The 26,056-nt window shown below is 35.5% G+C and carries 22 protein-coding genes; 3 read left to right on the forward strand and 19 right to left on the reverse strand.

Annotation, left to right across the window (positions count from 1 at the left end; all coding sequences use genetic code 11):
• Window positions 1-71: 71 nt before the first annotated feature.
• Window positions 72-1,877, reverse strand: coding sequence for an oligoendopeptidase F (gene pepF, locus HBB17_RS06830; protein ID WP_207717330.1), 1,806 nt, complete (start codon window positions 1,875-1,877; stop codon window positions 72-74).
• A 192-nt stretch (window positions 1,878-2,069) separates the two neighbouring features.
• Between pepF and HBB17_RS06835 the strand changes: the two genes are divergently transcribed.
• Window positions 2,070-3,065: a hypothetical protein gene (locus tag HBB17_RS06835; RefSeq protein WP_167956735.1), complete on the forward strand. Its 996-nt coding sequence runs from the start codon at window positions 2,070-2,072 to the stop codon at window positions 3,063-3,065.
• Window positions 3,066-3,192: 127 nt separating this feature from the next.
• Here the strand turns inward: HBB17_RS06835 and HBB17_RS06840 are convergent, their stop codons facing one another.
• The 6 genes from HBB17_RS06840 to HBB17_RS06865 form a co-directional block, all read right to left on the reverse strand.
• Window positions 3,193-3,840, reverse strand: a complete 648-nt coding sequence (locus tag HBB17_RS06840) for an ATPase (protein WP_167956736.1) — start codon at window positions 3,838-3,840, stop codon at window positions 3,193-3,195.
• 108 nt (window positions 3,841-3,948) lie between these two features.
• Window positions 3,949-4,428 carry a pantetheine-phosphate adenylyltransferase gene (gene coaD, locus HBB17_RS06845; RefSeq protein WP_167956737.1) on the reverse strand — a complete coding sequence of 160 codons (480 nt, stop codon included), beginning with the start codon at window positions 4,426-4,428 and terminating at the stop codon, window positions 3,949-3,951.
• 45 nt (window positions 4,429-4,473) lie between these two features.
• Window positions 4,474-5,040: a 16S rRNA (guanine(966)-N(2))-methyltransferase RsmD gene (gene rsmD / locus HBB17_RS06850; RefSeq protein WP_167956738.1), complete on the reverse strand. Its 567-nt coding sequence runs from the start codon at window positions 5,038-5,040 to the stop codon at window positions 4,474-4,476.
• A 287-nt stretch (window positions 5,041-5,327) separates the two neighbouring features.
• Window positions 5,328-7,004: a two-component system response regulator gene (locus tag HBB17_RS06855; protein ID WP_167956739.1), complete on the reverse strand. Its 1,677-nt coding sequence runs from the start codon at window positions 7,002-7,004 to the stop codon at window positions 5,328-5,330.
• A 267-nt stretch (window positions 7,005-7,271) separates the two neighbouring features.
• Complete coding sequence (locus HBB17_RS06860; protein WP_167956740.1) at window positions 7,272-7,472, reverse strand: alpha/beta-type small acid-soluble spore protein; 201 nt, start codon at window positions 7,470-7,472, stop codon at window positions 7,272-7,274.
• A 132-nt stretch (window positions 7,473-7,604) separates the two neighbouring features.
• Window positions 7,605-8,801: a MalY/PatB family protein gene (locus HBB17_RS06865; RefSeq protein ID WP_167956741.1), complete on the reverse strand. Its 1,197-nt coding sequence runs from the start codon at window positions 8,799-8,801 to the stop codon at window positions 7,605-7,607.
• Window positions 8,802-9,065: 264 nt separating this feature from the next.
• Here HBB17_RS06865 and pdxR point away from each other — a divergent pair, with 264 nt between their 5' ends.
• Window positions 9,066-10,478, forward strand: coding sequence for a MocR-like pyridoxine biosynthesis transcription factor PdxR (gene pdxR, locus HBB17_RS06870; RefSeq protein WP_167956806.1), 1,413 nt, complete (start codon window positions 9,066-9,068; stop codon window positions 10,476-10,478).
• Window positions 10,479-10,721: 243 nt separating this feature from the next.
• Here pdxR and HBB17_RS06875 read toward each other — a convergent pair whose 3' ends face one another.
• The 5 genes from HBB17_RS06875 to kduI form a co-directional block, all read right to left on the reverse strand.
• The gene (locus HBB17_RS06875; protein ID WP_167956742.1) at window positions 10,722-11,747 is read right to left on the reverse strand and encodes a sugar kinase; all 1,026 of its coding nucleotides are present in this window, start codon (window positions 11,745-11,747) and stop codon (window positions 10,722-10,724) included.
• Between the two features lie 121 nt (window positions 11,748-11,868).
• Window positions 11,869-12,831: a bifunctional 4-hydroxy-2-oxoglutarate aldolase/2-dehydro-3-deoxy-phosphogluconate aldolase gene (locus HBB17_RS06880; protein WP_167956743.1), complete on the reverse strand. Its 963-nt coding sequence runs from the start codon at window positions 12,829-12,831 to the stop codon at window positions 11,869-11,871.
• 253 nt (window positions 12,832-13,084) lie between these two features.
• Complete coding sequence (locus HBB17_RS06885) at window positions 13,085-13,876, reverse strand: DUF7402 domain-containing protein (RefSeq protein WP_167956744.1); 792 nt, start codon at window positions 13,874-13,876, stop codon at window positions 13,085-13,087.
• 11 nt (window positions 13,877-13,887) lie between these two features.
• Window positions 13,888-14,694: a gluconate 5-dehydrogenase gene (locus tag HBB17_RS06890; RefSeq protein ID WP_207717331.1), complete on the reverse strand. Its 807-nt coding sequence runs from the start codon at window positions 14,692-14,694 to the stop codon at window positions 13,888-13,890.
• A 72-nt stretch (window positions 14,695-14,766) separates the two neighbouring features.
• Window positions 14,767-15,627 (reverse strand): 5-dehydro-4-deoxy-D-glucuronate isomerase, encoded by an 861-nt coding sequence (kduI, locus tag HBB17_RS06895; RefSeq protein ID WP_167956745.1) that lies wholly within the window; start codon window positions 15,625-15,627, stop codon window positions 14,767-14,769.
• Window positions 15,628-15,820: 193 nt separating this feature from the next.
• On the opposite strand from kduI, the gene HBB17_RS06900 reads away from it, so the two are divergent.
• Window positions 15,821-16,681 (forward strand): AraC family transcriptional regulator, encoded by an 861-nt coding sequence (locus tag HBB17_RS06900; RefSeq protein ID WP_167956746.1) that lies wholly within the window; start codon window positions 15,821-15,823, stop codon window positions 16,679-16,681.
• 122 nt (window positions 16,682-16,803) lie between these two features.
• On the opposite strand, the gene HBB17_RS06905 is transcribed toward HBB17_RS06900, so the two are convergent.
• From HBB17_RS06905 to infB, 7 genes are all read right to left on the reverse strand, one after another.
• A complete protein-coding gene (locus HBB17_RS06905; RefSeq protein WP_167956747.1) occupies window positions 16,804-18,252 on the reverse strand; it encodes a TrkH family potassium uptake protein in 1,449 nt (482 codons plus the stop codon).
• Window positions 18,253-18,269: 17 nt separating this feature from the next.
• The gene (trkA, locus tag HBB17_RS06910) at window positions 18,270-19,628 is read right to left on the reverse strand and encodes a Trk system potassium transporter TrkA (RefSeq protein ID WP_167956748.1); all 1,359 of its coding nucleotides are present in this window, start codon (window positions 19,626-19,628) and stop codon (window positions 18,270-18,272) included.
• 161 nt (window positions 19,629-19,789) lie between these two features.
• The gene (locus tag HBB17_RS06915) at window positions 19,790-20,740 is read right to left on the reverse strand and encodes a bifunctional riboflavin kinase/FAD synthetase (protein WP_167956749.1); all 951 of its coding nucleotides are present in this window, start codon (window positions 20,738-20,740) and stop codon (window positions 19,790-19,792) included.
• A 59-nt stretch (window positions 20,741-20,799) separates the two neighbouring features.
• Complete coding sequence (gene truB / locus HBB17_RS06920) at window positions 20,800-21,723, reverse strand: tRNA pseudouridine(55) synthase TruB (RefSeq protein WP_167956750.1); 924 nt, start codon at window positions 21,721-21,723, stop codon at window positions 20,800-20,802.
• A 13-nt stretch (window positions 21,724-21,736) separates the two neighbouring features.
• Complete coding sequence (locus HBB17_RS06925) at window positions 21,737-22,723, reverse strand: DHH family phosphoesterase (RefSeq protein ID WP_167956751.1); 987 nt, start codon at window positions 22,721-22,723, stop codon at window positions 21,737-21,739.
• A 240-nt stretch (window positions 22,724-22,963) separates the two neighbouring features.
• A complete protein-coding gene (rbfA, locus tag HBB17_RS06930; protein WP_167956752.1) occupies window positions 22,964-23,368 on the reverse strand; it encodes a 30S ribosome-binding factor RbfA in 405 nt (134 codons plus the stop codon).
• 109 nt (window positions 23,369-23,477) lie between these two features.
• Window positions 23,478-26,048 carry a translation initiation factor IF-2 gene (infB, locus tag HBB17_RS06935; protein WP_167956753.1) on the reverse strand — a complete coding sequence of 857 codons (2,571 nt, stop codon included), beginning with the start codon at window positions 26,046-26,048 and terminating at the stop codon, window positions 23,478-23,480.
• Window positions 26,049-26,056 lie beyond the last annotated feature (8 nt).

The raw sequence follows: 26,056 nt of genomic DNA on the forward strand, positions 1-26,056 counted from the left end.
TTTCTTTAATTTTCAACTCTTACTTTTAGGTGAATTTAATTCTAAATCTTTCGTTTATTATTGTTCATTCATTATTTCGTCAATTCTTCTAATTCATCTACCAATTCACCAAATAATAATAATGCTTCGTTGATTGGGTCTTTACTTGCCATATCAACTCCAGCTCCACGTAAAAGAGATATTGGATCTTTTGAACAACCTCCACGCAAAAAGCCTACGTAATCTTCTACTGCTTTTGATCCTTCTTTAAGAATTCTTCTTGATAATGCAATTGCTGCAGAAAATCCTGTAGCATATTGATATACATAAAATGGTGTATAGAAATGTGGAATTCTTGCCCATTCCATATCAATTTCTTCATCAACGATCATATCTTTACCAAAGTATGTCTGATTTAGTTCATGGTACAATTTGCATAATTCTTCTGAAGTTAATGCTTCTCCTGCTTCTGCTTTTGCATGTGCACGCATTTCGAATTCAGCGAACATTGTTTGTCTGAATAATGTACCTTTGAAGCTTTCAATAAAGTAATTAACAAGATAAGCTCTCTGCTTCTTATCTTCAATCTTATTCAACAGATGTTGGATTAATAATGCTTCGTTACAAGTAGACGCAACTTCTGCTACAAAGATCTTATATCCTGCATCTTGGAATGGTTGTGTTTCATTTGAATGATAAGAATGTAATGCATGTCCCATTTCATGAGCTAATGTGAAAACATTATCCAAATTCTCATGATAATTCAATAATACATAAGGATGGGTACCATATGCGCCCCAAGAATATGCACCACTTCTTTTGCCTTCATTCTCATAGATGTCGATCCAACGATTTGCAAATCCTTCTTTTAATAGGTTAATGTATCGTTCTCCCAATGGAACTAACCCTTCTAATACAATTTCTTTTGCTTCATCAAAAGTGTAAGACATCTCTACATCAGAAACTAATGGTGCGTATACATCATACATATGGAGTTCCTCAACCCCTAATAATTTCTTACGTAAAGCAACGTATTTATAAAATTTTGGAAGGTTACTGTGTACCGTTTCAATCAGATTCGTATATACACTAACCGGTACATCCGTATCATCAAGATACATCTCCAACGTATTCTCATACTTCTTTGCTTTTGCACGGAACATGGAAGCTTTTACATTTGCAGAAAACATTGCTGCTGAAGTATTCTTCATTCCTTGATACGTATGATAAACACTTTCAAATGCTTCTTTACGGACTCTTCTGTCCTTGCTTTCCATGTAAGTAATATATCTTCCATGCGTTACAGGGACCTTTTCTCCATCCTCTCCTGTAATTGAAGGGAATTTAAGATCTGCATTATTAAACATGGAGAAGATGTTACTTGGTGCACCTAGCACTTCTCCTGCATCAGCTAAGATTGCCTCCTGCTGTGCAGTTAAAGTATGTGCTTTCTTTCTTGTTATTTCTTTGATAACGCGGGTAAATGGTTGTAACTCCTTGTTCTCTGACAAGAATTGTTCAATTTTTTCATCAGGTATTGCTAAGATTTCTGGCATATCAAATGCTACGGCACTATTAAGTAGAACTTCCAATCCATTTGCCTGATCTGCCAAATTTTGATAGGTTCCATTTGCTGTATTCTCATGATACTTTTCATTCGCATATACATATACACGTTCAAAATGGAACTCTGCTTCACTTTTTAGTTTAAGGTATTCATATAAAGTAGATGCACTCTCTCCTAGCTTACCTTCATAAGCTTGAAGATCCTTGCAAAGTGATTTCACTTGTTCAAATTCTTTTTTCCAGTCTTCATCATTTTGAAAAAGGTCTTCAATTGCCCATTTATCCTTCTGCATTATTTCATCTCTTGTTACAATCTTATTCGTTTTGGACATGATTCTCACCTCTTGTAACTTTTGTTACACCTTTCTTTAAAACATTGGCATCGTTCCTAACGATACCTTACTATTATACCATATAATAGTAGTTTTTCCTATTGCTTTCACTTTCATGTAATAGGAAGCTCATTTTCTTAATAGAATATAGTAATTTATGCAAAGGCAGGAAATGTAATGCGATCACAAAAAATGATGAAAATAATTGATCATGCAACGGTTCCCAGAGGGAGAACCTTAACCAAGTGTGGACTTTTCTTGTTCCTGCTTCTTGTTATAACGCAACCGCTTTCTGCACTAAACGGAGCAAAGACAGGTCTTTTATTATGGTTTAATACCGTCTTACCAACCTTGCTACCTTTCATCATCTTATCGAATTTTATTATCCGTTTTCAGGTTACTGATTATATATGCCGCATCTTTAGTCCTTTATTCAAACGCCTCTTTCGGATTAGTGATCTTGGTTGCTATCCTATCATCATCGGTATCCTGTCTGGTTATCCCATGGGTGCAAAAACTTGTGCAGACTTAATCAAAGAAGGACTATTATCACGAGAAGAAGGACAATATATCATGATTTTGGTAGGAAATGCAAGTTATATGTTTCTCACTAGTTTTCTTGCCATATCAAGCTTACATGTTCCTGGTCAAAAATACCAACTTCTCCTTCTCATCTACCTTTCTTCTCTCCTGTCTGCAACCATTTACCGTATACGAGCCAACCAGCTTAGAAAGAAGCAACAGCGCAAGGAGAAGCAATTAAGCTTAGATTCCATCTATGCCACAAGTTTACCTGAAGAAACCCCACTTAGTATGACTACTGTTGATCACTGTATTCTAGATGGGTTTACTACAATAACAAAAGTTGGTGGGTACATTATCATGTTCTCTGTACTTGCCCAGATTTTCCTTGTCCTTTTCTCTTCCTTTGGTTTTCTACGCTATCTGTTATTAGGTTCTTTAGAAATCACAACTGGAATCTATCTGGTATGTGCTTCTTCTATGAATCTAACACAAAAAATAGTCCTATCTATTACAATTACCTCCTTTGGTGGTCTCTCCAGTCTTGCGCAGGTGGGGAGTGTAATTGAGAATAGTGGACTATCCTTAAAAACTTATTTTAAATACAAAATACTTACTGGTATTCTAGCATTTTTTATCATAATAATTTACGTTATCATACGATGAGGAATCTTTCCTACATTGGAATATAACTCTATGACATTAACTTTCAAATATGGTATCACAAAAATAACCAATCTTTTAAACTAATTCATACCCTCATTACAATACATAACTTACAAGAATATCATTCTTACTCAATATCATCTAAGAATGTGTTCTCATCAAAATCAAAATCACCTTGTTCCTCTGTTGCCGGAGCAATTTCCTCCTGTTGGAGATTGCTCTGTGGCATTGAATTTGTTGGAGCAAGTTCTTTCTTATTGTTAATGACAATATCCAAATTTCCTTTTAATGAACCTAACAAATTATCGTATTTGCTTTTTGTACTTTCATATGCATTCGATAGAATTCGTTCTACGTCACCTAGCATATCTTCTGTATACGCAAAAGCACCTTCTCGAATCTCACTAGCATCTTGATTTGCTGCTGCAATAATTCGCTCTGCTTCTTTGGAAGCTTGTTCTACAATATCATTTGCCTGATAGTACGCCTGTTGCATAATCTCATGCTCATTGATCAATGCATTGGTTTGTTCTTGTGCTTGAGCAAGCATTGCATCTGCCTTTTCTCTTGCATCTTGTAGTATTGCATCTTTGTTAGCAATAATCTTCTGATATCTCTTAATTTCGTCTGGAGTTCTTAAACGTAATTCATCCACAAGATCATAGAGTTCATCCTTTGGTACAATTACTTTTGTAGATGATAATGGGTACATCTTACAACTTTCAATAAACTCATAAATATCTTCAATCAATTGTTCAATTCTGCTTGCTCCCATACATACTATCTCCTATCCCTGACTTTATTTTGCATGGATCTCATAACTTCCATATTATCGTTTTAATCCAATCTATTTATAAATCAACGCTTTACCAACTGTCAACATTTATTTTCTGAATTTGTCATGTACACGTTCAACAACGTTCTGTGGTACAAAAGAAGTAATGTCCCCACCGTACATGCCAATCTCTCGCACTACGCTGGAACTCACATAAGAATATTCCACACTTGTCGTTAAGAATAAAGTATCCACTTTGGGATTTACTTTATGATTTGTCTGTGCAATCTGCAGTTCATATTCAAAATCTGTTATAGCACGTAATCCACGAATAATTACATGTGCTCCTTTTAAATCTGCAAAATCCACCAATAACCCATCAAATGCTTCTACTACAACATTTGTCAAATCCTTTGTTGCTTCTTTAATCATGTCAACTCGTTCTTCTGCTGAAAATAACGGTTTTTTCGCGCTATTGTTCAAAACTCCAATAACAAGTTGGTCTACCAACTTTGACGAACGTAAAATCACGTCTAAATGGCCTAATGTAACCGGATCAAAACTTCCCGGATATACGCCTACTCTCATAATATCCTCCATAATCCGTATCTTACCCTAATCTAGTGAAACCCATTAGTTGGTCTCCTCACACTTTTGTATAAATACATGTTTATTTGTTTTATATTCTTTTGTACGATATACTTCCAAACTCGAATTCTCTAAATAGGAGAAATCCGTGTCCAAAGAAGCTTCTACTACAATCAAAGTATTGTAATAGATTACACTGGAATGTTCCAAATACTCCAATACCATCTTTTCTAGATCTTTGTTGTATGGTGGATCCATAAAGATAATATCAAATACTTTTCCATTCTTTTCTGCATATTGAATTGCCGCAATCACATCCATCATTAGTACTTGTGCTGCATCTGCAAGATTCGTTATCTTCAAATTCGCTTTAATGCAATCGATAGCTGCTTTGTTATTCTCAACAAATACAGCAGATTTTGCTCCTCTGCTTAACGCCTCAATACCAATTGCACCGCTTCCACTAAACAGATCGAGGAAATCACAATCTGCTAAGTCTTGCGCCAATATATTGAATAGTGTTTCCTTAATTCTATCCGTAGTAGGTCTTGTGTCTAAGCCTGCGATTGTTTTCAATTGCAACCGTTTTGCTTTACCCGCAATTACCCTCATTTCATCATCCCTTTAACTTCCTTAATATATTACTATGATGTAAGTGATTCACTATTGCACAAACACAACGTGAACTGAACGATTGCCCCTTACATCATACTATGAATGATATTACGAAAGCACTGAATGTGTAACAATACGTAGTATCATGAGCGCCAAATTAGTACTTGACGCTCGTATCATATGATATAGTCTATATCAAATTGTATCATAATTCAATAGGTTGTACAAACTTTTAAATAAATATTTGTGACTATTTTTGTTTTTTTCCGCCTTTTTCTATCACATTAATTTGGTACATTTATTCTTGTCTCTAAAAGTAATTTTTCAAAATCCACTTCTGCAACAGGCTTTGAATAGTAGTATCCTTGTGCATAATCGCATCCCATATTTTTTAAGAATAATGCCTGGTCTTGTGTCTCGACACCTTCTGCTACAACGAATAACCCTAACCATTTTGCCAGATTAATGATAAACTTAATTACAGAACGTCCGCTACTTCTTCCAACATTATTACGAAGAAAACTCATATCTAATTTAAGAATTTCAATTGGAAGATCACTCAGCATATTCAATGAAGAATAGCCTGTACCAAAGTCGTCCATCTCAATCACAAAACCATATCTTCTAATCTCATTCACAATTTCAATCATTTGTTTTGCATTATCGGTGTAGGCTGATTCTGTGATCTCCAAATGTAAATACTGAATTGGAATCTTATAACGTTGAACTAACTCATATAGAAGTTTTGGAAGTTTAGGATTATAGAGATCCACACGAGAAACATTAACGGATATCGGAATCACTTCGTGCCCGGTTTCTATCCAAGTAGCAATTTTTTGGCAAACACATTCCCATACATAATAATCCAATTCACTGATAAAACCATTCTTCTCAAAGATTGGTATAAATTCACCTGGAGATAAGAAGCCATACTCAGGATGAATCCACCGAACAAGAGCTTCTGCGCCAATTACACTTTCCGTAATAAGATCAAATTTGGGTTGATAGAATACAATAAACTGCTTTTCTGTAATTGCTGCTTTCATCGCATTAGTAATCATCTGTTCCCGTAATAATTTTTGTCGAATAGAATCATCATAGTAGCAGATGTAGGAATCATAGTTCCCATCAAATGTATCCACAGCCAATTTGGCACGGTCAAAAATCTTATCAATAGGCATCGTAATATCGTCTAAAGTATACACGCCAAAACGCATTACGATATTGATTGGTATTGGATAATTATTCAATCGATCTACAATTGCTCGTAATATGGCTTCACTGTAACATTCTTGTTTCATAAACAAAAAGAAATTATCAGCACCTGCATGACCACATAGTTCATGTTCTCCAATCATCTCAATCATTGTCTTGCCAATAAAACGAAGTAACTCATCTCCCTCTGTTCGTCCAAATAATTCATTCACTAATTTAAAACGAGAGATGTTTGCAAAAATCACTAAATACTTCTCATTTGCACATGTTTGTAGGACTTCCGTTACTTTCTCTGTAAAAAAATTCATACTATATAAACCAGTCAATGCATCTCGTTCAATCAGATTAATCACTGCTGCTGTTTTTAACGATTGAATCGTATTCTCTATTCTTCTTCGAATTATTGCTGGTTGAAATGGTTTGGATATAATATCATATGCACCCAACTGAAGTGCTTCTTCCTCTTTCAATTCACTATATTCCGATGTAATTACAATTACCGGAATATTCATAATAGCTTCTCTTTTTTGAAGTTCTGATAGGAAAGTAAAACCTTCCATATTAGAAATCATTAAATCCAATAAGATCATTGAAATTTTATGTGAATGGTTTTCTAATTTTGTCAGTGCTTCTGTAATATTATTCACATCAATGACGGTATATGTATCAGATAAAATCTCATGTAATTCCGATTTATTCTCTTCATTATCATCAATTAACAAAATACTATCTTTTTGACTTCTCATATTGAACCTCCCACGAGCATTTTTCGACCTAGTTCCCCGGACTAGTCCCTCTTATAAGTATAACATATTTATCAAATTTTTGAAACAATAAACCGTATATTGTTGCATAATATTGCAAAATAATTTTATTCACCTACTATTATACAGACAAAAGGGATATAATAGTATGATAATTCATACTATTATATCCCTTCATTTACTCTTTTGCTACTTGCTATGCATCTTTATTGCATTCTTTGCTTTTGCAATTCGTTAATTGCTAGGCAACTATTTGCCTGCCATTAATTTTTCTTGCTCTGCGATCATTTTTTTGACCATGTAACCGCCTACAGAACCATTCTGGTATGATGTTAAATCTCCGTTATACCCATGTTTTAATGGTACACCTAATTCATTTGCAACCTCATACTTAAATTTGTCCATTGCTTCTCTTGCTTCTGGTATTACTGAATGATTTCTGCTTGCCATAATAAACTCCTCCATTCCTTATTCAGATGATTTCTCTTCTGAATAGCTCGTGTTGTTGTTTGTTACGCTATTATTATATGGAATTCAAAAAATCTTACACATGTAATTATTGGTTTATAATTTTGTAAAACACTATAATTCCAAATCTTTAAATGCATCATAAATACGATTCATTGCTTCTTCAATCGTTTTCTTTGGTGCTGCGATATTGATTCTCTCAAACCCTTTTCCTTCATCACCGAATATGATTCCCTCATCTAACCATAACTTTCCTTTTTTTTGAATGCGCTCTTCTAATTCTTCAGCCGATATTCCATATCCATTGAAATCCAACCATACAAGATATGTCCCTTCTGGAATGGTCATAACAACCTTTGGTAATTGCGTTTCAATAAAATTCTGTACGAACCGAATGTTTTCCAATAGGTATTGTTTCAGTTCTTCTAACCATTCTTCTCCAAACGTATAAGCAGCCTGACATGCTACAACACCCAATATATTCGGTTCATCGTAACCTGTTTTATCAATTTCCTGTCGAAAAGCAGATCGTATACTTTTATTCGAAATAATAATATTTGACAACTGTAAGCCAGCAAGATTAAAGGTTTTGCTAGGTGATGTACAAGTTATCGTAATATCTTCAATCTGTTTGCTTAATGAAGCGATTGGAATATGCTTATGGGTAGGATAGATAAAATCCTCATGAATCTCATCTGCAATGATCGTAACGTTATGTTTCAAACAGATGGCTCCCAATCTTTCCAATTCTTCTTTATTCCATACACGTCCAACAGGATTATGTGGATTGCATAAAATAAATGCTTTTATAGAATGTGCAACAATCAATTTTTCAAATTCTTCAAAATCAATCGTATAGACACCCTTTCGGTCAACAATCTCATAACGCAAAGAATTCGAAATCACTTTACGACCGTTCTCACGAATTGTCTTAGAAAATGGATAATATACTGGTGTTTGAACTAAAATAGCATCTCCAACATCGGTTACTGCACGAATTGCCATGCTAATTGCAAAAACAACCCCCGGTGTGTAAACAAGCCATTCTGGTCTACAGTTGTAGTTATGTCTTCGTTTTTGCCAATCAATTATGGTTTGTTGATACTCCTCTTTCGGGTATGTATATCCAAAAATTCCATGTTGTATTCTTTGTTGCATTGCTTCTGTAATCTTTGGTACTGTAGCGAAATCCATATCAGCTACCCAAAGAGGCATGACATCTTTTTCTTTGCCTCTCTCTAGAGCAAAGTCATATTTCAAAGAATTCGTATTCTTACGATCAATGGTTTTATCAAAATCATATATTCCCATCTGTCAGTCCTCCGTCTTCATTAAAGTCTTAATTTCGGTTATTATATGCTTAAATAATAAAAATGTCAATGTATTATCCTACAATTTCGATATGATATAATCTATTTATCTTAAAGTAATTCAAATGTTAGTGCGTTGAAGTATATAATAATACATTGCAATACATTGCGTCTATTGATTTCATTCATCTTTCTATGGTATACTCTGCTATAACATGTAGGTTTGTGTTCGATACCTATAAACTTGTCTTACATAGGAGTGCTAATTATGTTTACAATACATTTTTCTTCCCAAAACAAAAGTCCACTGTACGAACAGATCTATACGTATATTAAAGAAGAGATACGGATTGGATCTTTGGCATATCAGGAGAAACTTCCTTCCACGCGCAATTTAGCAACTTATTTACAAGTTAGCCGTAATACGGTCGATATGGCTTATGCACAATTGGTATCAGAAGGCTATATTGAATCCAAGAATAAATCAGGATATTATGTTTGTCAAATTAATGAAATGGTAAATGTTTCAACTAAAAAATCGATATCCACTAATCATTCTGCTGTTGTAAAATCACACTATCAATATGATTTTTCCCCCTTTTCGATTGATATTAATAATTTTCCACTCAATACTTGGCGAAAACTCTCAAAAGAATGTTTGAACAATTCTAATAATGATTTATTCCTACTAGGACCAAAGCAAGGAGACTTAGCTTTTCGAGAAGCAATCCAACGCTATCTTCACGAATCAAGAGGTGTGCAATGTGAAAAAGAACAGATCATCATCGGTGCTGGTGCAGATTATCTTTTACAGCTCTTAACACAATTAATGCAATCTCTATCCCAGTGTAAAATTGCAATGGAAAACCCAACCTATACCCAGGCTTATCGTATTTTCCGTGGACTGGGTGTTAACACGTGTTGTATTCCTCTAGATCAGGCCGGTATGGAGATTGACTCCTTAATTCGATCAGAAGCCAATATAGCTTACGTTACTCCTTCTCATCAATACCCTCTTGGTATCATCATGCCGATCAAGCGCCGACAAGCACTCTTGCAGTGGGCAAATGAAGCAGAGGACCGTTATATCATCGAAGATGACCATGATAGTGAATTTCGTTATAAAGGAAAGCCAATTCCTGCTCTCCAAGGGTTAGACCAGAATGGAAAGGTAATCTATATGGGTACATTTTCAAGGGCAATTGCTCCTGCCATACGTGTTGGTTATCTTGTACTTCCACCAACTTTGCTCAAGCTCTATCAGAGCCGATATAACTACTATACTTCCACGGTATCTCGAATTGACCAGTCTATTCTTACTTCCTTTATCAATGATGGGTATTTTGAAAGACACTTGAATAAAATGCGAAAACGATACAAAGGCAAACATGATGTTCTCATTCAGGCTTTGAAGATTTTTCGTAATAAGATTTCCATCAAGGGGGAACATGCAGGATTACATCTAGTTGTTACCTTTCACTATCCTTTCACAGAAGAAGAATTAATTCAAAAAGCAAAGAATGCTTCCATCAAATTGTATGGACTAAAAGATTTCTTTATCACATTCTATCCAATAGACGCCTATGAACCTACTGTACTTCTTGGTTACGCCAATTTAACCGATGAAGAGATTGTACAAGGGGTTCAGTTGCTTTATGATACGATCAAAATGAAATAATTTCATTCGTCTGTCAATGCTATTGAGATAGATCGAACGGATAACCTCCCTATCATTTCCTATATGTACAACCTGAAAAAACTCCTACTTGACTAGAGTAGGAGCTTTTCATATAAATATTTAGGAAGTTTATTATCAATGGAATGGCAAATTTCCATTTAATAATCATTCATACTATTGTATTGTGTAAAACATATAACACAATACATATTGGTGTTTCATGGTAGTATCCGTATTCTAAAATTATCTTTGTACTCTACCTGATCCATCTCCACCAGCTAATTTCATAACTTCATCAACACTTACTTGGTTGAAGTCACCTTCGATTGAGTGTTTTAAACAACTTGCAGCTACTGCAAATTCGATTGTTTGTTGAGGTTCGAAGTTATTAACACAAGCATAGATTAATCCGCCGCCGAAAGAATCTCCACCACCAACACGGTCAACGATGTGCATTAAGTAGTTTTTACTGAAGAAGAAATCTTCTCCGTTGTAAAGCATAGCTGCCCATTTGTTATCATTCGCTGAGATTGATCCTCTTAATGTGATTGCAACTTTAGAGAAGTTAAAACGATCAACTAATTGTTTTGCAACATCTTTGTAACCTTCGTGGTTAACTGTTCCTGTTGTAACATCAGTATCTGCTGCTTTGATTCCGAATACATCAGCTGCATCTTCTTCGTTTGCGATACATACATCAACATATTCACAAAGTTTGCCCATTACTTCGCCAGCTTTTTCTTTTGACCATAATTTGTTTCTGTAATTTAAGTCACATGAAATTGTGATATTTCTTTCTTTAGCTGCTTTACAAGCTTCTAAACAAATTTCTGCAACATTATCACCTAATGCTGGAGTAATTCCTGTAAAGTGGAACCATTCTGCTCCTTCGAAGATTTCATCCCAATTGAAATCTTCTTTAGTTGCTAAGCAGATTGCGGAATTTGCACGGTCATAGATAACTTTTGATGGTCTTTGAGAAGCACCTTTTTCAAGATAGTAGATACCAACACGATCTCCACCACGAGTGATGTAAGATGTATCAACACCATATTTTCTTAATGAATTAACAGCTGCTTGTCCGATTTCATGTTTAGGAAGTTTTGTAACGAATTTTGCATCTAAACCGTAGTTTGCTAAAGATACAGCTACGTTTGCTTCTCCACCACCATATGTTGCACCGAATGATTCTGCTTGAACAAAACGATAATATCCTTCTGGTGCTAATCTTAACATTAATTCTCCAAATGTAACAACTTTCTTAGACATTTTATTCCTCCTAGAATAACACATACTTCATAAAAAACTCATCATGATGTTGTGTTACAATTATTCCTTTTCTTGATTCTTTCATTCTTTCTTATGAACGTTATTGAACATAAGTTTCTCTTTATTTTTGTAATAAATGTATTGCAAATCCGCCAACTTCATCTGCTAAATAAACAGCAACCATCTTGTTCTTGTCGTTATATTTTGCAGTTTCCATATTCACTTTTGCGCCGTTACGTTCTAAGTAAGCGATTGCACGATCTATATAATTTGTCTTGATCGCAATATGTCCGTTTGCTCCAAGATATGGTGTTTTCATAACTTCGATTGCAGAACCAGCGAATACAGAGCTGTTTCCAACTTTCTTAGTAAATCCGAAAATTGAATCAAATTTGCTTGCCACATCATCTGCTTCTTTCTCATTTGTTGCGTTGATTCCAACATGAGCGATTTCGAATCCTAACATCATCTCTACGGCTTCTTTTGTAAGTTGTTTGATCTTATCAAATTCACCAGCATTAATCATGTCTCCGCTAACCATCCAGCTACCACCACATGCGATGATTTTATTGAAATCTAAGTAACTCTTTAAGTTCTTTGCATTGATTCCACCAGTTGGCATGAATTTCATATTCACATATGGAGCTGACATAGATTTGATCATATTAAGTCCACCAGCTGCTTCTGCAGGGAAGAATTTAACAACTTCAAGTCCTAATTCAATTGCCGCTTCCACATCACTTGGGTTTGCAGTACCAGGTGTGATTGGGTATCCTTTTTCAACACAGTATTTTACTACTTTAGGGTTTAATCCTGGGCTAACGATAAACTTCGCACCAGCTTCCATTGCTTTGTCTACTTGTTCAGTAGTTAAAACAGTTCCTGCTCCAATCAACATGTCTGGATACGCAGTAGCCATAACACGGATTGCTTCTTCTGCAGCTTCCGTACGGAATGTAATCTCAGCACAAGGAAGTCCACCTTCACATAATGCTTTCGCTAATGGAAGTGCATCTTCCACACGGTCAATTTTTACAACAGGTACGATACCTATCTTTTGAATATCTTCTAATACTTTATTCAAGATTTTTTCCACCTTTCATATGAACAAGCTTTCGATTGATAATGCAACCATTCGAAAACCTAACAGAAGTGATTATAACATGTAAACGCTTACATTTCCATAATTAATTCTAAAATATTCGAAAAAGTGAACATATTTTATAAAAATTGCTCACTTTTTCGAGCTATTTTTGTATTAATTACCAAGTTTTACAATTTATTCAGTTTCAGCTTTGAAAACATTGTTTTCAAAGCTGATTTCGTCTATCAATTCTCTAAGCCTCTACTCCATAAACTTCCATCTGCGTTAATGCAGGGAATGGAGATGGGTCATCCGCTTTGATCAAATTCTTAAGTCCAACCCACGTAATCTTCTTCTTAGGGAAAACAATTGTATGTGGATCATAACTCTTTTGTAATTTCCAATCAAATTCTGTTCCATCAGAGAACACAACAGTAACTTGCGTCCACCAGTTGTCATGAGGGAAATCTGCTCTCGTATAGAGCACAATCTTATCCGTCACTACTTCTCTTCCAAAGTCGATCTTGATCGTTGCGTCATCCTGCATATTGATTCCCCAGGAAGCATAAGGCCATTCTCCATGAGAAGTGTTGGCTCTTACCCCGTCAATTGCATTCTTCGCTGCAAATACGGACTCTCCACGAGTTTCAACATTGGCGGACGCGTGAGGATAGCAACTTGATTCCTCATGTTGATCCGCAACATTAAGAGCTAGATTTTTATAAGAAGCGACTTCTTCTTGTGTTGCTATACGAGCTGTGATCAAATGACGCTCCCCACTAAAAGTCTTAGGAGAATAACAAACTTTCTTTTCTCCAAATGGCACTACATAACGAAAAACATTTGCTTTTAGATAGACAAAGGCACTTCCAAGTGCATCATCTACTTGTATAACGAGGTAAATATCTTTCTCCGATGAAGTAAGTACGATTGAATCTCCTTCTTCGTAGGCTTTGTCGTAAAACAAAGCCACTTCATTTTCATGACTATTTACACATGCTGTACTTCCATCTGCATGCAATATTTTTAATGATAGTTCCGCCATATTGGACCTCCTTATTTTGGTTGTTTTCCGATATATGCTAAGATACCACCGTCAACATAAAGGATATGTCCATTTACAAAATCAGATGCATCGGATGCTAAGAATACAGCTGGGCCAGCTAAATCTTCTGGAGTTCCCCAACGAGCTGCTGGAGTCTTAGCGATGATGAATTGATCGAAAGGATGTCTTGATCCATCTTCTTGAATCTCTCTAAGTGGAGCAGTTTGTGGAGTTGCGATATATCCTGGTCCAATACCATTACATTGGATATTGAATTCACCGTATTCAGAAGCGATGTTCTTTGTTAACATCTTAAGACCACCTTTTGCAGCAGCATAAGCAGATACTGTTTCACGTCCAAGTTCGCTCATCATTGAGCAAATGTTAATGATCTTTCCTTTTCCTTTTTTAATCATTGAAGGAATGACTGCTTTTGCTACGATAAATGGAGCATTTAAATCAACATCAATTACTTGTCTGAATTCAGCAGCTGTCATATCACACATTGGAATTCTCTTGATGATTCCAGCGTTGTTAACTAAGATGTCAATTACGCCAACTTCTTTTTCGATTTGTGCTACCATTGCATTTACTTGATCTTCGTTCGTAACATCACATACATAACCATGCGCTTTAATTCCCATTTCAGCATAGGCAGCGATTCCTTTATCAACTAATTCTTGTTTGATATCATTGAATACGATTGTAGCTCCTGCTTTTGCATAACTACTTGCAATAGCAAATCCGATACCATAAGAAGCACCAGTTACAAGGGCGATTTTTCCGTTAAGTGAAAAATTATTCATAATGTTTTCCATATTTTCTATTCTCCTATTCTATAAAACACTTTCGTTTAACACACACCTAATATTGGCAAACGCTTGTTGCGATTACATAATTTCTGTCATACCTACGCCATCCATATCATCGAATGCTTGGTTTTCACCAACCATACCCCAGATAAATGTATATGCTCTTGTACCACATCCTGAATGAATTGACCAGCTTGGTGAAATAACAGCTTCTTCGTTTCTCATAACGATGTGTCTTGTTTCTGTTGGTTCACCCATATAGTGGAATACGCAAGCATCTTCTGGCATTTCAAAATAAAGATATACTTCCATTCTACGATCATGTGTATGACATGGCATTGTATTCCATACGCTACCTGGTTGAAGACTTGTCATACCCATTACTAATTGACAGCTTTCCACTTGTCCTGGAAGAATGTATTTGCAGATTGTTCTGTGGTTTGATTCTTCTAATGAACCAAGTTCTACTTTGTTTTCATTTTTAACGATCACTACGCCTTCTTCTGCTTCTCCTTCTGGTTTAATTAAAACAGTAGGATATGATTTGTGTGCTGGTGCACTGTTGAAGTAGAATTTAGCAGGATTTTTTGCATCATCGCTAGTGAAAGTGATTTCTTTCGCACCCATTCCGATGTACATACCTTGTTTGTATTCTAATACATAAACTTTACCATCTACAGTAACAGTACCTTTACCACCAATATTGATGATACCCATTTCTCTTCTTTGTAAGAAGTAGTCTGCACGGATTTCTTCTCCTGCAGTTAATACAAGTGGAGTAACAGGAACTGCAGCACCAGTGATGATACGGTCGATATGACTATATACTGTTTTGATCTCACCTGGTACGAATAAGTTTTGAATTAAGAATTCTTCTCTCAATCTTTCTGTAGTATAATGTTTGACATCTCTTGGAGATGAAGCTGTTCTAAGTTCCATTATAAAACCTCTCTTTCTCTCTTTGCTTTTTTATTAGTTTCATGTAAAAGTATATTTCTTACTTCGATGTATACAGTATAACACAAGGATACCCCTAAATCTTGTTATTTCAATACATAAAACTTGCAAATTTTGAACTTTTGGTTTAAGATAATACAAACAGATAAAAATGATATGAAACGAAGGTTATTATATGGAAAAATATACATCATGCAAACAAGCAATTGAACACTGTATTAATAATAAGTATTTCGCTGTAGCCTATCTATGCAACGAAGAAAAAACCATGAATATCCATATTCATGATTGTTACGAAATGTATTTTTCTATTACAGGTGGTAAGCAATTCTTAATTGATAACAAATTCTATGATATCGATTCAGGTGATCTCTTCGTTATTAACCAATTTGAGAGTCACTACCTTACAAAGATCGATCAAATGGTACATGAACGGATCGTTGTATCCATTCATCCCGAGTTTGTTAAGATGCTCTCATCGGACAAAACGGATCTTTCTACCTGCTTTACCAAGAGGACAACCGGCTGTGCACACCGTCTACATTTAAGTGCAGAACAGCAAAAACGCTTTCACTATTACATAAATAAGATCACCTCCGTTGACAGTTTTGGAAGTGACATAATAGAAAAAGCTTGTTTTATGGAATTGCTCGTAATGATCAACAGTATCTATATGGAAAATCTTAATTTGGATTCAAATGTAAGCGATTACAAATATAATCAACAAGTCGAACAGATTATTCAATATATCAACCAAAACATCTGTGAACCGATTACCATCGAATATTTGGCAAAGCATTTTTATCTAAGTGATTCCTACATTTGCCGAATCTTCAAATCAGCAACAGGAACTACCATTAACAAATACATTACTGCACGAAGGATTAGTATAGCGAAGTCTCTACTCTCTTCTGGAATGAGCGTCAGTGATGTCTATTCCCAAAGCGGATTTAACGATTACAGTAACTTTTTGAAAGCGTTTACAAAAGCAGTTGGTGTATCCCCTAAAAAGTATGCACTATATAGCAATTCTTAATATCAAAAAGGAGCAGTTGCCTTATTGCAACTGCTCCTTTTCTATTCAATGACAACGATTCTAAACCAATCTTTTCAGTAATGTATCCTGATTGCAAACCTTTGCTCTCTATAAAATATATGCTATGCACTTTGTTTTTTCTTCCATGTATTCGGAGAGAACAACACCAACATTGGGAATAATTCCAATCGTCCCACCAACATATCAAACATTAAGACATATTTACAGAAGCCCGAGAAAAAGCCAAAATTTTGTGTAGGACCAACCATATTTAAACCTGGTCCGATATTATTGATCGTGGCTGAAACAGCTGTAAAATTCGTTATAAAATCACAATCATCAAATGTTAATAACAATACGGAACTTAAAAAAACCAAAACAAAAGTCATAAAATAGACCGATACCGCTTTTAACGTTTCATCATCAATCACTTTTCCGTCCATCTTCACACTTTTTACACATCTTGGGTGAATAAAGGTTGTAATCTCCTTCTTAATCAGTTTAATACTGATAATTATACGTGAAACCTTAATTCCACCCCCTGTACTTCCTGCACAGGCACCTATAAACATCAATAATAGCAGAATGGATTTTGAAGCTTCCGGCCATACATCAAAGTCAACCGTTGAAAACCCTGTAGTTGTTATGATTGAGGCAACTTGGAATAGGGAATGTTGCAAGGACTTCATAAAACTAGGGAATAAAGAATTTACATTAATCGCGATTGCAATGGTAGATACAATAATTATACCAAAATAGGTCAAGACCTCCTCCGAACGGAAGAAATTCTTCACCTTACGAAGTAGCAAGAAGAAATACGCGTTAAAGTTCACTCCAAATAAGATCATGAAGATTGATACAACATTCTGAATATAATCGGAATACCCTGCCATACTATCATTTTTAATACCAAATCCACCTGTACCAGCTGTACCAAAGGAAATGGTTACCGCATCAAACAATGGCATCTTTCCTATTAGTAAAAGGATAATTTCAACAACCGTTATGAAAACATAGATTCCATAGAGAATCGTTGCTGTTTTATGTACCCTTGGGACTAATTTTCCTACCTGTGGTCCTGGGCTTTCTGCACGCATCAAGTGCATATTATAGCCACCTGTCAGTGGCAAAACCGCTAAGATAAATACAAGAACACCCATACCACCTAACCAGTGGGTAAAGCTTCGCCAAAACAACATACAATGAGAAAGCGCTTCCACATTGCTTAATATACTAGCACCTGTTGTTGTAAAACCTGAAATCGTTTCAAACAATGCATCCGTATAGGATGGTATCTCTCCACTTAGGTAAAATGGCAATGCACCAAATATACTCAATGCGATCCAGCTTAATGCAACGGATGCAAATCCTTCTTTTGCATAAAACTCGGTATCCTTTTTTGAAACAAGCCCCAATGCGGCACCGACCAAAAGGCAAAGAAACATCGTGATCGCAAAATAAATTCCTGCTCGTTCCTGATAGATCACTGCCACGATCGCAGGCAGAAGCATAAATGCAGCTTCAAATTTCAAAACCAAACCAATGATTTTGCTAATTGCTTTATAATTCATCTTTCTGTTCCTCTATTCTACTTTTCTAAAATATCTGTAATATCATCCATACCTGATTTTTTCGTAACAATGATTACACTATCACCTAGTTGAATCGTATCTTTTCCTTTTGGTATAATAATTGTATTATTACGATGAATACAAGATATGATAACACCATCTCTCAATTTTAATTTTTCCAAAGGAACACCAATGATCTCTGAATTACGTCGAACGATGAATTCCAATGCTTCCGCTTTATTTTCAATAATCTTATATAATGTCTCTACATTACTACCAATGGAATTCTGCATAGCACGTACATATTGAATTACGCACTCTGCAACAATGTTCTTAGGGCAGATGATGCTGTCTAATTTCATACTTTCGATTACATCACTATAGGTGATTGTATGAACTTTGGTTATTACTTTTGCATTCGCTTGCGTTTTTGCATATAAGGTCATTAAGATATTTACCTCATCTAAGTTGGTCATCGCAGCAAATGCATCTATATTCTTAATTCCTTCTTCATCAAGGATATCTTGATTGATACCATCTCCATGAATAACTACTGCTTTGGATAATTCTTCACTTAGAAATCTACAACGTTCCTCATTCTTTTCAATAATGGTAACGCCAATTCCCATATTCTCTAGTTGCTTTACCAAATAATAGCTGATTCCACCACCACCAACAATCATGATATTCTTTACTTTCCCCTTCACAACACCTAGTTTATGAAAGAATTCATTTGCTTTTTGAGGGGTAGCAACAATGGAAATCAAATCACCTTCCATTAATTGAAATTGTCCATTAGGAATGATCACCTCTTGCCCACGTTCTACTGCACATACAAGAACATTACAATTTAATTTCGATGAGATTTCATATAATTTTAGATTCTGTAATTTTGAATCCGTAGGAATCTTATATTTGAGGATTTCAACTCGCCCTTTTGCGAAAGTTTCTACCTTTACAGCAGATGGGAAACGCAATAATTTTGCAACTTCTTTTGCTGCAACATATTCTGGGTTGATCGTCATGGATAATCCTAATTCTTCTTTAATAATATTGATTTGTTTGCTATACTGTGGATTCTGCATACGGGATATCGTTTGACAATTACTAATCTTCTTTGCGATTAAACAACACATTAGATTAAGCTCATCCTTGCCAGTCATAGCAATCAGCAGATTTGCTTTCTCTATTCCAGCATCAATCAAAGTAGTACTTACTGCTCCATTACCTACAACCCCAAGTACATCATAACGATTGGATACAGATTTTACAATATCACGGTCCAAATCAATAATTGAAACATTATGCCCTTCCATGCATAATTGTTCCGTTAATAAAGCTCCAATTTTCCCACAACCTACTATAATTATGTTCATTATATAGCACCTCTGTTTTTTCTACTTTAACCTAAGTATTTTTTGAAATAGTCGAGTATCGACCTATTCCATTGTTTTCTTTTCTTCTATATTAACAACAAACACCGATACAAGTTGTACAAAGAGTACTGACAACGAGTAGGAATTTGTCAAGTTCATTATTATTGTTTAAATAACATAGATTTTTGTTCTTGTTTCGCGAAATACTGTTTTCCAAATTCACGATCGCAAAACATCTGTGCTTTCAACGCTTCTAACCCATCGAATTTTTGTTCTCCACGTTCATAGGTATAAAAATCCACTTGAATTTCTTGACCATACAGATCTCCATTAAAATCAAATAGATAAGACTCAACACCTGGTTTTGTCTCTCCACCGATTGTTGGCTTGTAGCCAATATTGGTTATTGCTTGATACATACCATAGCTTGTATGGACGATTGTTGCATACACCCCATTAGGAGGGAGTAATTTATCTTCTGCCGGATAGATATTGGCTGTTGGCATGGAAAGAAGTTTTCCACCAATCTGATTTCCATAGACAACAGTTCCGCCAATCTGATACGTTCGTCCAAGCATACGATTTACTTGTTCAATCTGTCCAGATAACAAATTCTTTCGGATTGCAGTGCTGCTTACAATCTGATCATCGATTTTTACTTTTTCTAATACAACAACTTCAAAACCATACTTTTCGGACCACTCTTGTAGCATTGTTGCGTTGCCTTTTCTCTTGTACCCAAACTCAAAATCACTTCCCACTACAATCTTTTTTGCACGTAATTGTTTGCATAAGATTTCTGAAACAAAGGTATCTGCTTCCATACAACGCATTTCCTCATCAAATGGATAGGAAATCAGTACATCAATTCCTAATTGGTCAAGATACGCTTTCTTTTCCTCTTCACTAAGAAGATTCCCTTCCACTTTATCTTTTCGAAGTTTTTGCACAGAAGTAAAGGTGAACACGACCGATTTCCAATGATGTTCGCTACCTTTTTTCACTTCATCGATCAGCAATTGGTGGCCAATATGAATACCGTCGAATTTACCTAATGTAACAATGGTATCCGAATCCAAATTTAATTGCATTTTATCTGTAATATATCTCATCTTATAATACTTGCTCCTTCCGATTTGTGTAACCTATCACACCCGCAAGGATTGACTCATTAATTCAAAAACATCTTCACAGGTTTCAATAAGGTAGGATCACCCCATTCATAAATCGCATGGAACTGATTTTCCTTGTTATATATTCGAACTTGCTTATCTTCTCCTAACGCCGACTGCTTCGCTTCTTCTATATTTTGTATATGTTCTAACCGAAGAGGATTCCCATTCGCTAGAAATCGTTCTCCTAACTCATTCACAATGATTTTAGGATAATGCGGGAACATATCTGCAACTGTTACCATATGTTCTTCTAAAGAACCTGCTTCTTGTAATTTCTGCGCTTGTTCTAATGTGATTGCATTCTCTACAGTAAATTGACTTACTTTCGTTCTGATTAAACTCTTCATGCAGCCGCCGCACCCTAATTTTTCACCGATGTCATGGCAAAGAGTACGGATATATGTTCCTTTGGAACAGGATACAGTCATATGCACTTCCTGGCAATCCTGCTCTAATATAATATCTTGGATTGTAATATCGTGGATCGTGATCGGTCTTGGCTTTCTCTCCACCACTTTTCCTTCTCTCGCTAGTTCATATAATTTCTTGCCATTTACTTTAAGTGCAGAATACATAGGTGGAATCTGCATGATGTCACCTACAAAACTTTGTATAACCTCACAGATTTGTTCCTTCGTTACTTTTACCTGTTTCTGTTCTAAAATCTGACCTGTAATGTCTTGTGTATCCGTTGTTGTCCCTAACTGTAAAACAGTTTTGTACTCCTTGTCCTTATCCGTAAGTAAATCACATAACTTTGTTGCATTTCCTAAGCAAACAGGCAATACTCCCGTTGCATCTGGATCCAATGTACCTGTATGACCTATTTTCTTCTGTTTGGTAATCCCTCGCAACTTTGCTACTACATCATGTGAAGTGAAACCTTTTTCTTTGTATATATTAATTATTCCATTAATCAATGTTGTTCTCCTACTACTTGTTTTCAAGGAGTGCTTCCTCAGTTTCTAGGTTCTTAAGCTGTATATCGATATGTCTGACGATATTATTGATCACGTCGTGCATAACACCTTTCAGGGAGCAGCCTGCCGCTTTCACATGTCCACCACCACCGAAATAAACGGCAATTTTACTTACATCGACATTGCCATTTGCACGCATACTAACTTTATATTCTTGTGGTAATGTTTCATAGATGAATACCGCTACTTCTACTCCTTTTGTAACTCGAAGCTGATCGATAACACCATCGAGGTCTTCCGATGTTACTTCATAAAAATCCATTGTTTTCTTATTTAATGTTGAAATGATACATTTTCCGTCCAATACAAGAAAGCTTTCCAATAAACAACGTCCTAAAATCTGATTTTGCAAGTATGTCTTTTGATAAAAGCTTTCGTCAATGATCTGTGCAGAGGAAACTCCTTTACTTAATAATTTCCCTGCTATCATCATGGTTTTCTCAGAGGTATTGGAATGTTTGAATACACCCGTATCATGTACAATTCCAAGATACAACGCTTGTGCAGTTTGTAATGAGATCTTTTCTTCATCAAATAATCCGTAAAGGACTTCACAAGTTGAACTTGCATCCGGGAAAATATAATTTTCTTTTGCAAACTTCGTGTTACTAATATGATGATCAATACAAATGGTTTCTTTCGCTTGTTCAAATATTGGTTGTGCATTTCCAAGACGATCTGCACTGCCGCAATCTAAGGAAAGAAATAAATCATACGATTTTATGTCAGTTCGATAATCCATGTGAATTTGATCAAGGTTAGCCAGCATACCAAAAGAACTTGCTACGGATTCTAGAAATACATCAACCTGAACTTCCGGCAAATTTTCTTTTATATAGTGATACGTTGCCATACAAGATCCAACACAATCTCCATCTGGACGAACATGTCCCGATATGGCTATGGTCTTAACGTCTTTGATTGCTTCTAATAATTTCATTGTTACACCTTCCTTTCTACCTTTTCCATATATGCAAATCAACCCTGAAACCCCACTATTTCGGGCTACTTTCTTATACAACAATTTCCTAAGACATGTTTCATGTAAGTACAAAACTCATGTTCTTTTGACCCTAGTATCATACCATAAATAGCACAAAAAATCCACTCACACAAAAAGACAATCTCCATCAGATGCGTTCACAACTAATGAAGATTGCCCTGTCAATTCATTATGTTTCTATTCGTTGTCTTCTTCAGAATCCGTTTCCACATCTTCAACGTCATCTGTGAGATTTTTGTTCACATCATCGATTAATTTCGACATATTGACACCATATTCAATAGACTGATCCATAACAAATGTTAATTCTGGTGTATTACGTAGATTTACAGTCTTAGCTAATTGTGTTCTTAAATAAGGCGCTGCACTTCTTAATCCTTCAAATGTGGATTGTTTTTTCTCTTCATCACCTAATACACTGATATATACTTTAGCATGTTTTAAATCAGGAGCAACTTCCACAGCTACCACTGATGTCATTGGACTGATCCTTGGATCTTTAATCTCTCTACTAATCAAAACACTTAGTTCTTTTTGAACTTCACCATTGATTCTCGTATTTTTTATGCTGTTCTTTCTCATATTAACTCCATTTCTGTACGCTTGAACTCCGTACTTACGAATAACAAAATGTGAGGTCAAAGGATTGTAAACCATTTGACGGTGGTACCATGATAAGGAACAAACAAATCTATTTTCTTGGTACTTCTACCATTGTATAGATTTCAACTTGATCCATTTCTTTTACATCATTGAATTTTTCAAATACTAGACCACATTCATAACCAGCAGCAACTTCTTTAACATCATCTTTAAATCTCTTAAGGGAAGCTAAAGCACCATCAAAGATTACGATTCCGTCACGAATAATTCTTGCGCTTGAGCCACGAACAACTTTACCATCTAATACATAAGATCCTGCAATTGTTCCTAAACCAGAAGCTTTGAATACCTGACGTACTTCAACATGACCAAGAATTTGTTCTTCGAAAGTTGGGTCTAACATACCTTTCATTGCTGCTTCAATATCTTCGATTGCATTATAGATTACACGGTATAGACGTAAATCAACTTTTTCACGATCTGCTGTATCTTTTGCCGTATTATCCGGTCTTACATTGAAACCAATGATGATTGCATTGGATGCACTTGCAAGAATTACATCGGATTCGTTGATTGCACCAACACCACCATGAATAATACGAATTGCAACTTCTTCATTGCTTAATTTTAGTAAGCTTTGTTTAACAGCTTCAACAGAACCTTGTACATCGGCTTTTACGATAATATTTAATTCCTTGATATTACCAGCCTGAATCTGTGAGAACAGACCATCAAGCGATAGTTTTGATTTTGTATCATCTAATAATTTTTCTCTGCTTTGTTTGATAAATGCATCTGCAATGGAACGTGCTTCTTTATCATTCTCTGTTGCCATAAAGATTTCACCAGCACCTGGTACTTCATTCAATCCAAGGATTTCTACTGGAGTAGAAGGGCCTGCTTCTTTCACACGTCTTCCCTTATCATCAATCATTGCTCTTACTTTACCATATGCAGAACCAATTGCGATGGAATCACCAACGTGAAGAATACCCTTTTGTACTAATACAGTTGCAACAGGACCTCTTCCTTTATCAAGTTCTGCTTCAATTACAATACCTCTACCTTTACGGTTTGGATTTGCTTTTAATTCGCACATTTCAGCAGTTAACAAGATCATCTCAAGTAATTGGTCGATACCTTCACCAGTATGTGCAGATACTGGTACAAATACGGTATCACCACCCCAATCTTCTGCGATCAATTCATATTCTGTTAACTCTTGTTTTACACGTTCAATGTTAGCACTTGGCTTATCAATTTTATTAATCGCAACGATAATCTGAATACCAGCAGCTTTCGCATGGTTGATTGCTTCAACCGTTTGTGGCATAACACCATCATCTGCAGCTACAACTAAGATCGCAATATCTGTTGATTGTGCTCCACGCATTCTCATTGAAGTAAATGCTTCATGTCCTGGTGTATCTAAGAATGTAATCTTTTCACCATTAACATTTACCACATAAGCACCGATATGTTGTGTGATACCACCTGCTTCACTTGTTGTTACATTTGTTTTACGAATGGTATCAAGTAAAGAAGTTTTACCATGGTCAACATGACCCATTACACAAACAACTGGTGGACGTTTTTGTAATAAAGATTCGTCCTCTTCTTCCTCTTTTAATAATTCTTCGATCACATCAACTTTTTCTTCCATTTCTGCAATTACATCAAATTCTAATGCAATTTCTTCTGCTTCTTCAAATGTAATCTCTTGATTGATCGTTACGACTTTGCCTTGTAAGAATAATTTCTTCACTAAAGCGGCAGCTGGCATTTTTAATTTATCAGAAAGTTCCTTGATCGTTAATACTTCCGGTAAAATAATTGTCTTAATGCCATCATCTTCAACTTCTTGTACAGGGGCTGGTTTTGGCATAATAAACTGTCCTTTCTTTGGTGCACCATTGTTACTATTATTTTTGCTTGCATTGTTGTTTTTATTATTATTTCTGTCGTTTCCTCGATTGTTGTTACGGTTATCGAAACGATTATTTCTATTATTGTTGTTATTGTTATTGTTGCTATTATTATTGCTAAAACGATTATCATTTGGACGATTTCCGCGGTTATCATTGTTACGATTATCGTTACTACGGTTATTGTTCATGTTCCCGCGGTTATCGTTTGGACGATTTCCATTTCCTGCATTATTTCTTTGGCTATTATTATTCGTATTATTGTTATTACGATTGCCATTATAATTGTTGCCGTTATTATTGCTATTATTGTTGTTATTATTGTTGCTATTTCCGTTATTATTGCTGTTATTGTATCTGTTATTATTAGAATTGTTGTAACGGTTGTTTCCACCATTATTATTTTGTGTATTAGAACGATTTCCCATACGATTATCATTACGGTTATTGTTCTGGTTCTGGCTATTATTCTGTGTATTTGTTTTATTATGATTCTCACGATTTTGTGAAGTAGCAGGTTTCGTCGTCGTTTCTGTACTCTTTGCAGGTGTTGCTTTTTCCACAGATGCTGTAGATTTTGCTTGGAATTTATCTCGAACCATCTTTACTGCATCATCTTCAATGCTGTTCATATGACTCTTTACTTCAATTCCCTTTTCTTTTAAGAATGTAATAATATCCTTACTGGGTTTATCTAATTCTTTTGCTAATTCGTATATTTTAATTTTTGACATACTTACTA

This window comes from Anaerosporobacter faecicola (assembly GCF_012070565.1).
Taxonomy (GTDB): domain Bacteria; phylum Bacillota; class Clostridia; order Lachnospirales; family Lachnospiraceae; genus Anaerosporobacter; species Anaerosporobacter faecicola.

Excerpts from the sequence above, each read along its gene's own strand:
- HBB17_RS06835 (WP_167956735.1), top strand. The coding sequence starts at position 2,070 with ATGATGAAAATAATTGATCATGCAACGGTTCCCAGAGGGAGAACCTTA.
- kduI (WP_167956745.1), bottom strand. The coding sequence starts at position 15,627 with ATGGAACTTAGAACAGCTTCATCTCCAAGAGATGTCAAACATTATACT.
- HBB17_RS06890 (WP_207717331.1), bottom strand. The coding sequence starts at position 14,694 with ATGGAAAACATTATGAATAATTTTTCACTTAACGGAAAAATCGCCCTT.
- HBB17_RS06840 (WP_167956736.1), bottom strand. The coding sequence starts at position 3,840 with ATGGGAGCAAGCAGAATTGAACAATTGATTGAAGATATTTATGAGTTT.
- rsmD (WP_167956738.1), bottom strand. The coding sequence starts at position 5,040 with ATGAGGGTAATTGCGGGTAAAGCAAAACGGTTGCAATTGAAAACAATC.
- HBB17_RS06915 (WP_167956749.1), bottom strand. The coding sequence starts at position 20,740 with ATGAGATATATTACAGATAAAATGCAATTAAATTTGGATTCGGATACC.
- HBB17_RS06925 (WP_167956751.1), bottom strand. The coding sequence starts at position 22,723 with ATGAAATTATTAGAAGCAATCAAAGACGTTAAGACCATAGCCATATCG.
- HBB17_RS06860 (WP_167956740.1), bottom strand. The coding sequence starts at position 7,472 with ATGGCAAGCAGAAATCATTCAGTAATACCAGAAGCAAGAGAAGCAATG.
- HBB17_RS06905 (WP_167956747.1), bottom strand. The coding sequence starts at position 18,252 with ATGAATTATAAAGCAATTAGCAAAATCATTGGTTTGGTTTTGAAATTT.
- coaD (WP_167956737.1), bottom strand. The coding sequence starts at position 4,428 with ATGAGAGTAGGCGTATATCCGGGAAGTTTTGATCCGGTTACATTAGGC.
- HBB17_RS06865 (WP_167956741.1), bottom strand. The coding sequence starts at position 8,801 with ATGGGAATATATGATTTTGATAAAACCATTGATCGTAAGAATACGAAT.
- rbfA (WP_167956752.1), bottom strand. The coding sequence starts at position 23,368 with ATGAGAAAGAACAGCATAAAAAATACGAGAATCAATGGTGAAGTTCAA.
- HBB17_RS06875 (WP_167956742.1), bottom strand. The coding sequence starts at position 11,747 with ATGTCTAAGAAAGTTGTTACATTTGGAGAATTAATGTTAAGATTAGCA.
- infB (WP_167956753.1), bottom strand. The coding sequence starts at position 26,048 with ATGTCAAAAATTAAAATATACGAATTAGCAAAAGAATTAGATAAACCC.
- HBB17_RS06900 (WP_167956746.1), top strand. The coding sequence starts at position 15,821 with ATGGAAAAATATACATCATGCAAACAAGCAATTGAACACTGTATTAAT.
- HBB17_RS06885 (WP_167956744.1), bottom strand. The coding sequence starts at position 13,876 with ATGGCGGAACTATCATTAAAAATATTGCATGCAGATGGAAGTACAGCA.
- HBB17_RS06855 (WP_167956739.1), bottom strand. The coding sequence starts at position 7,004 with ATGAGAAGTCAAAAAGATAGTATTTTGTTAATTGATGATAATGAAGAG.
- pepF (WP_207717330.1), bottom strand. The coding sequence starts at position 1,877 with ATGTCCAAAACGAATAAGATTGTAACAAGAGATGAAATAATGCAGAAG.
- trkA (WP_167956748.1), bottom strand. The coding sequence starts at position 19,628 with ATGAACATAATTATAGTAGGTTGTGGGAAAATTGGAGCTTTATTAACG.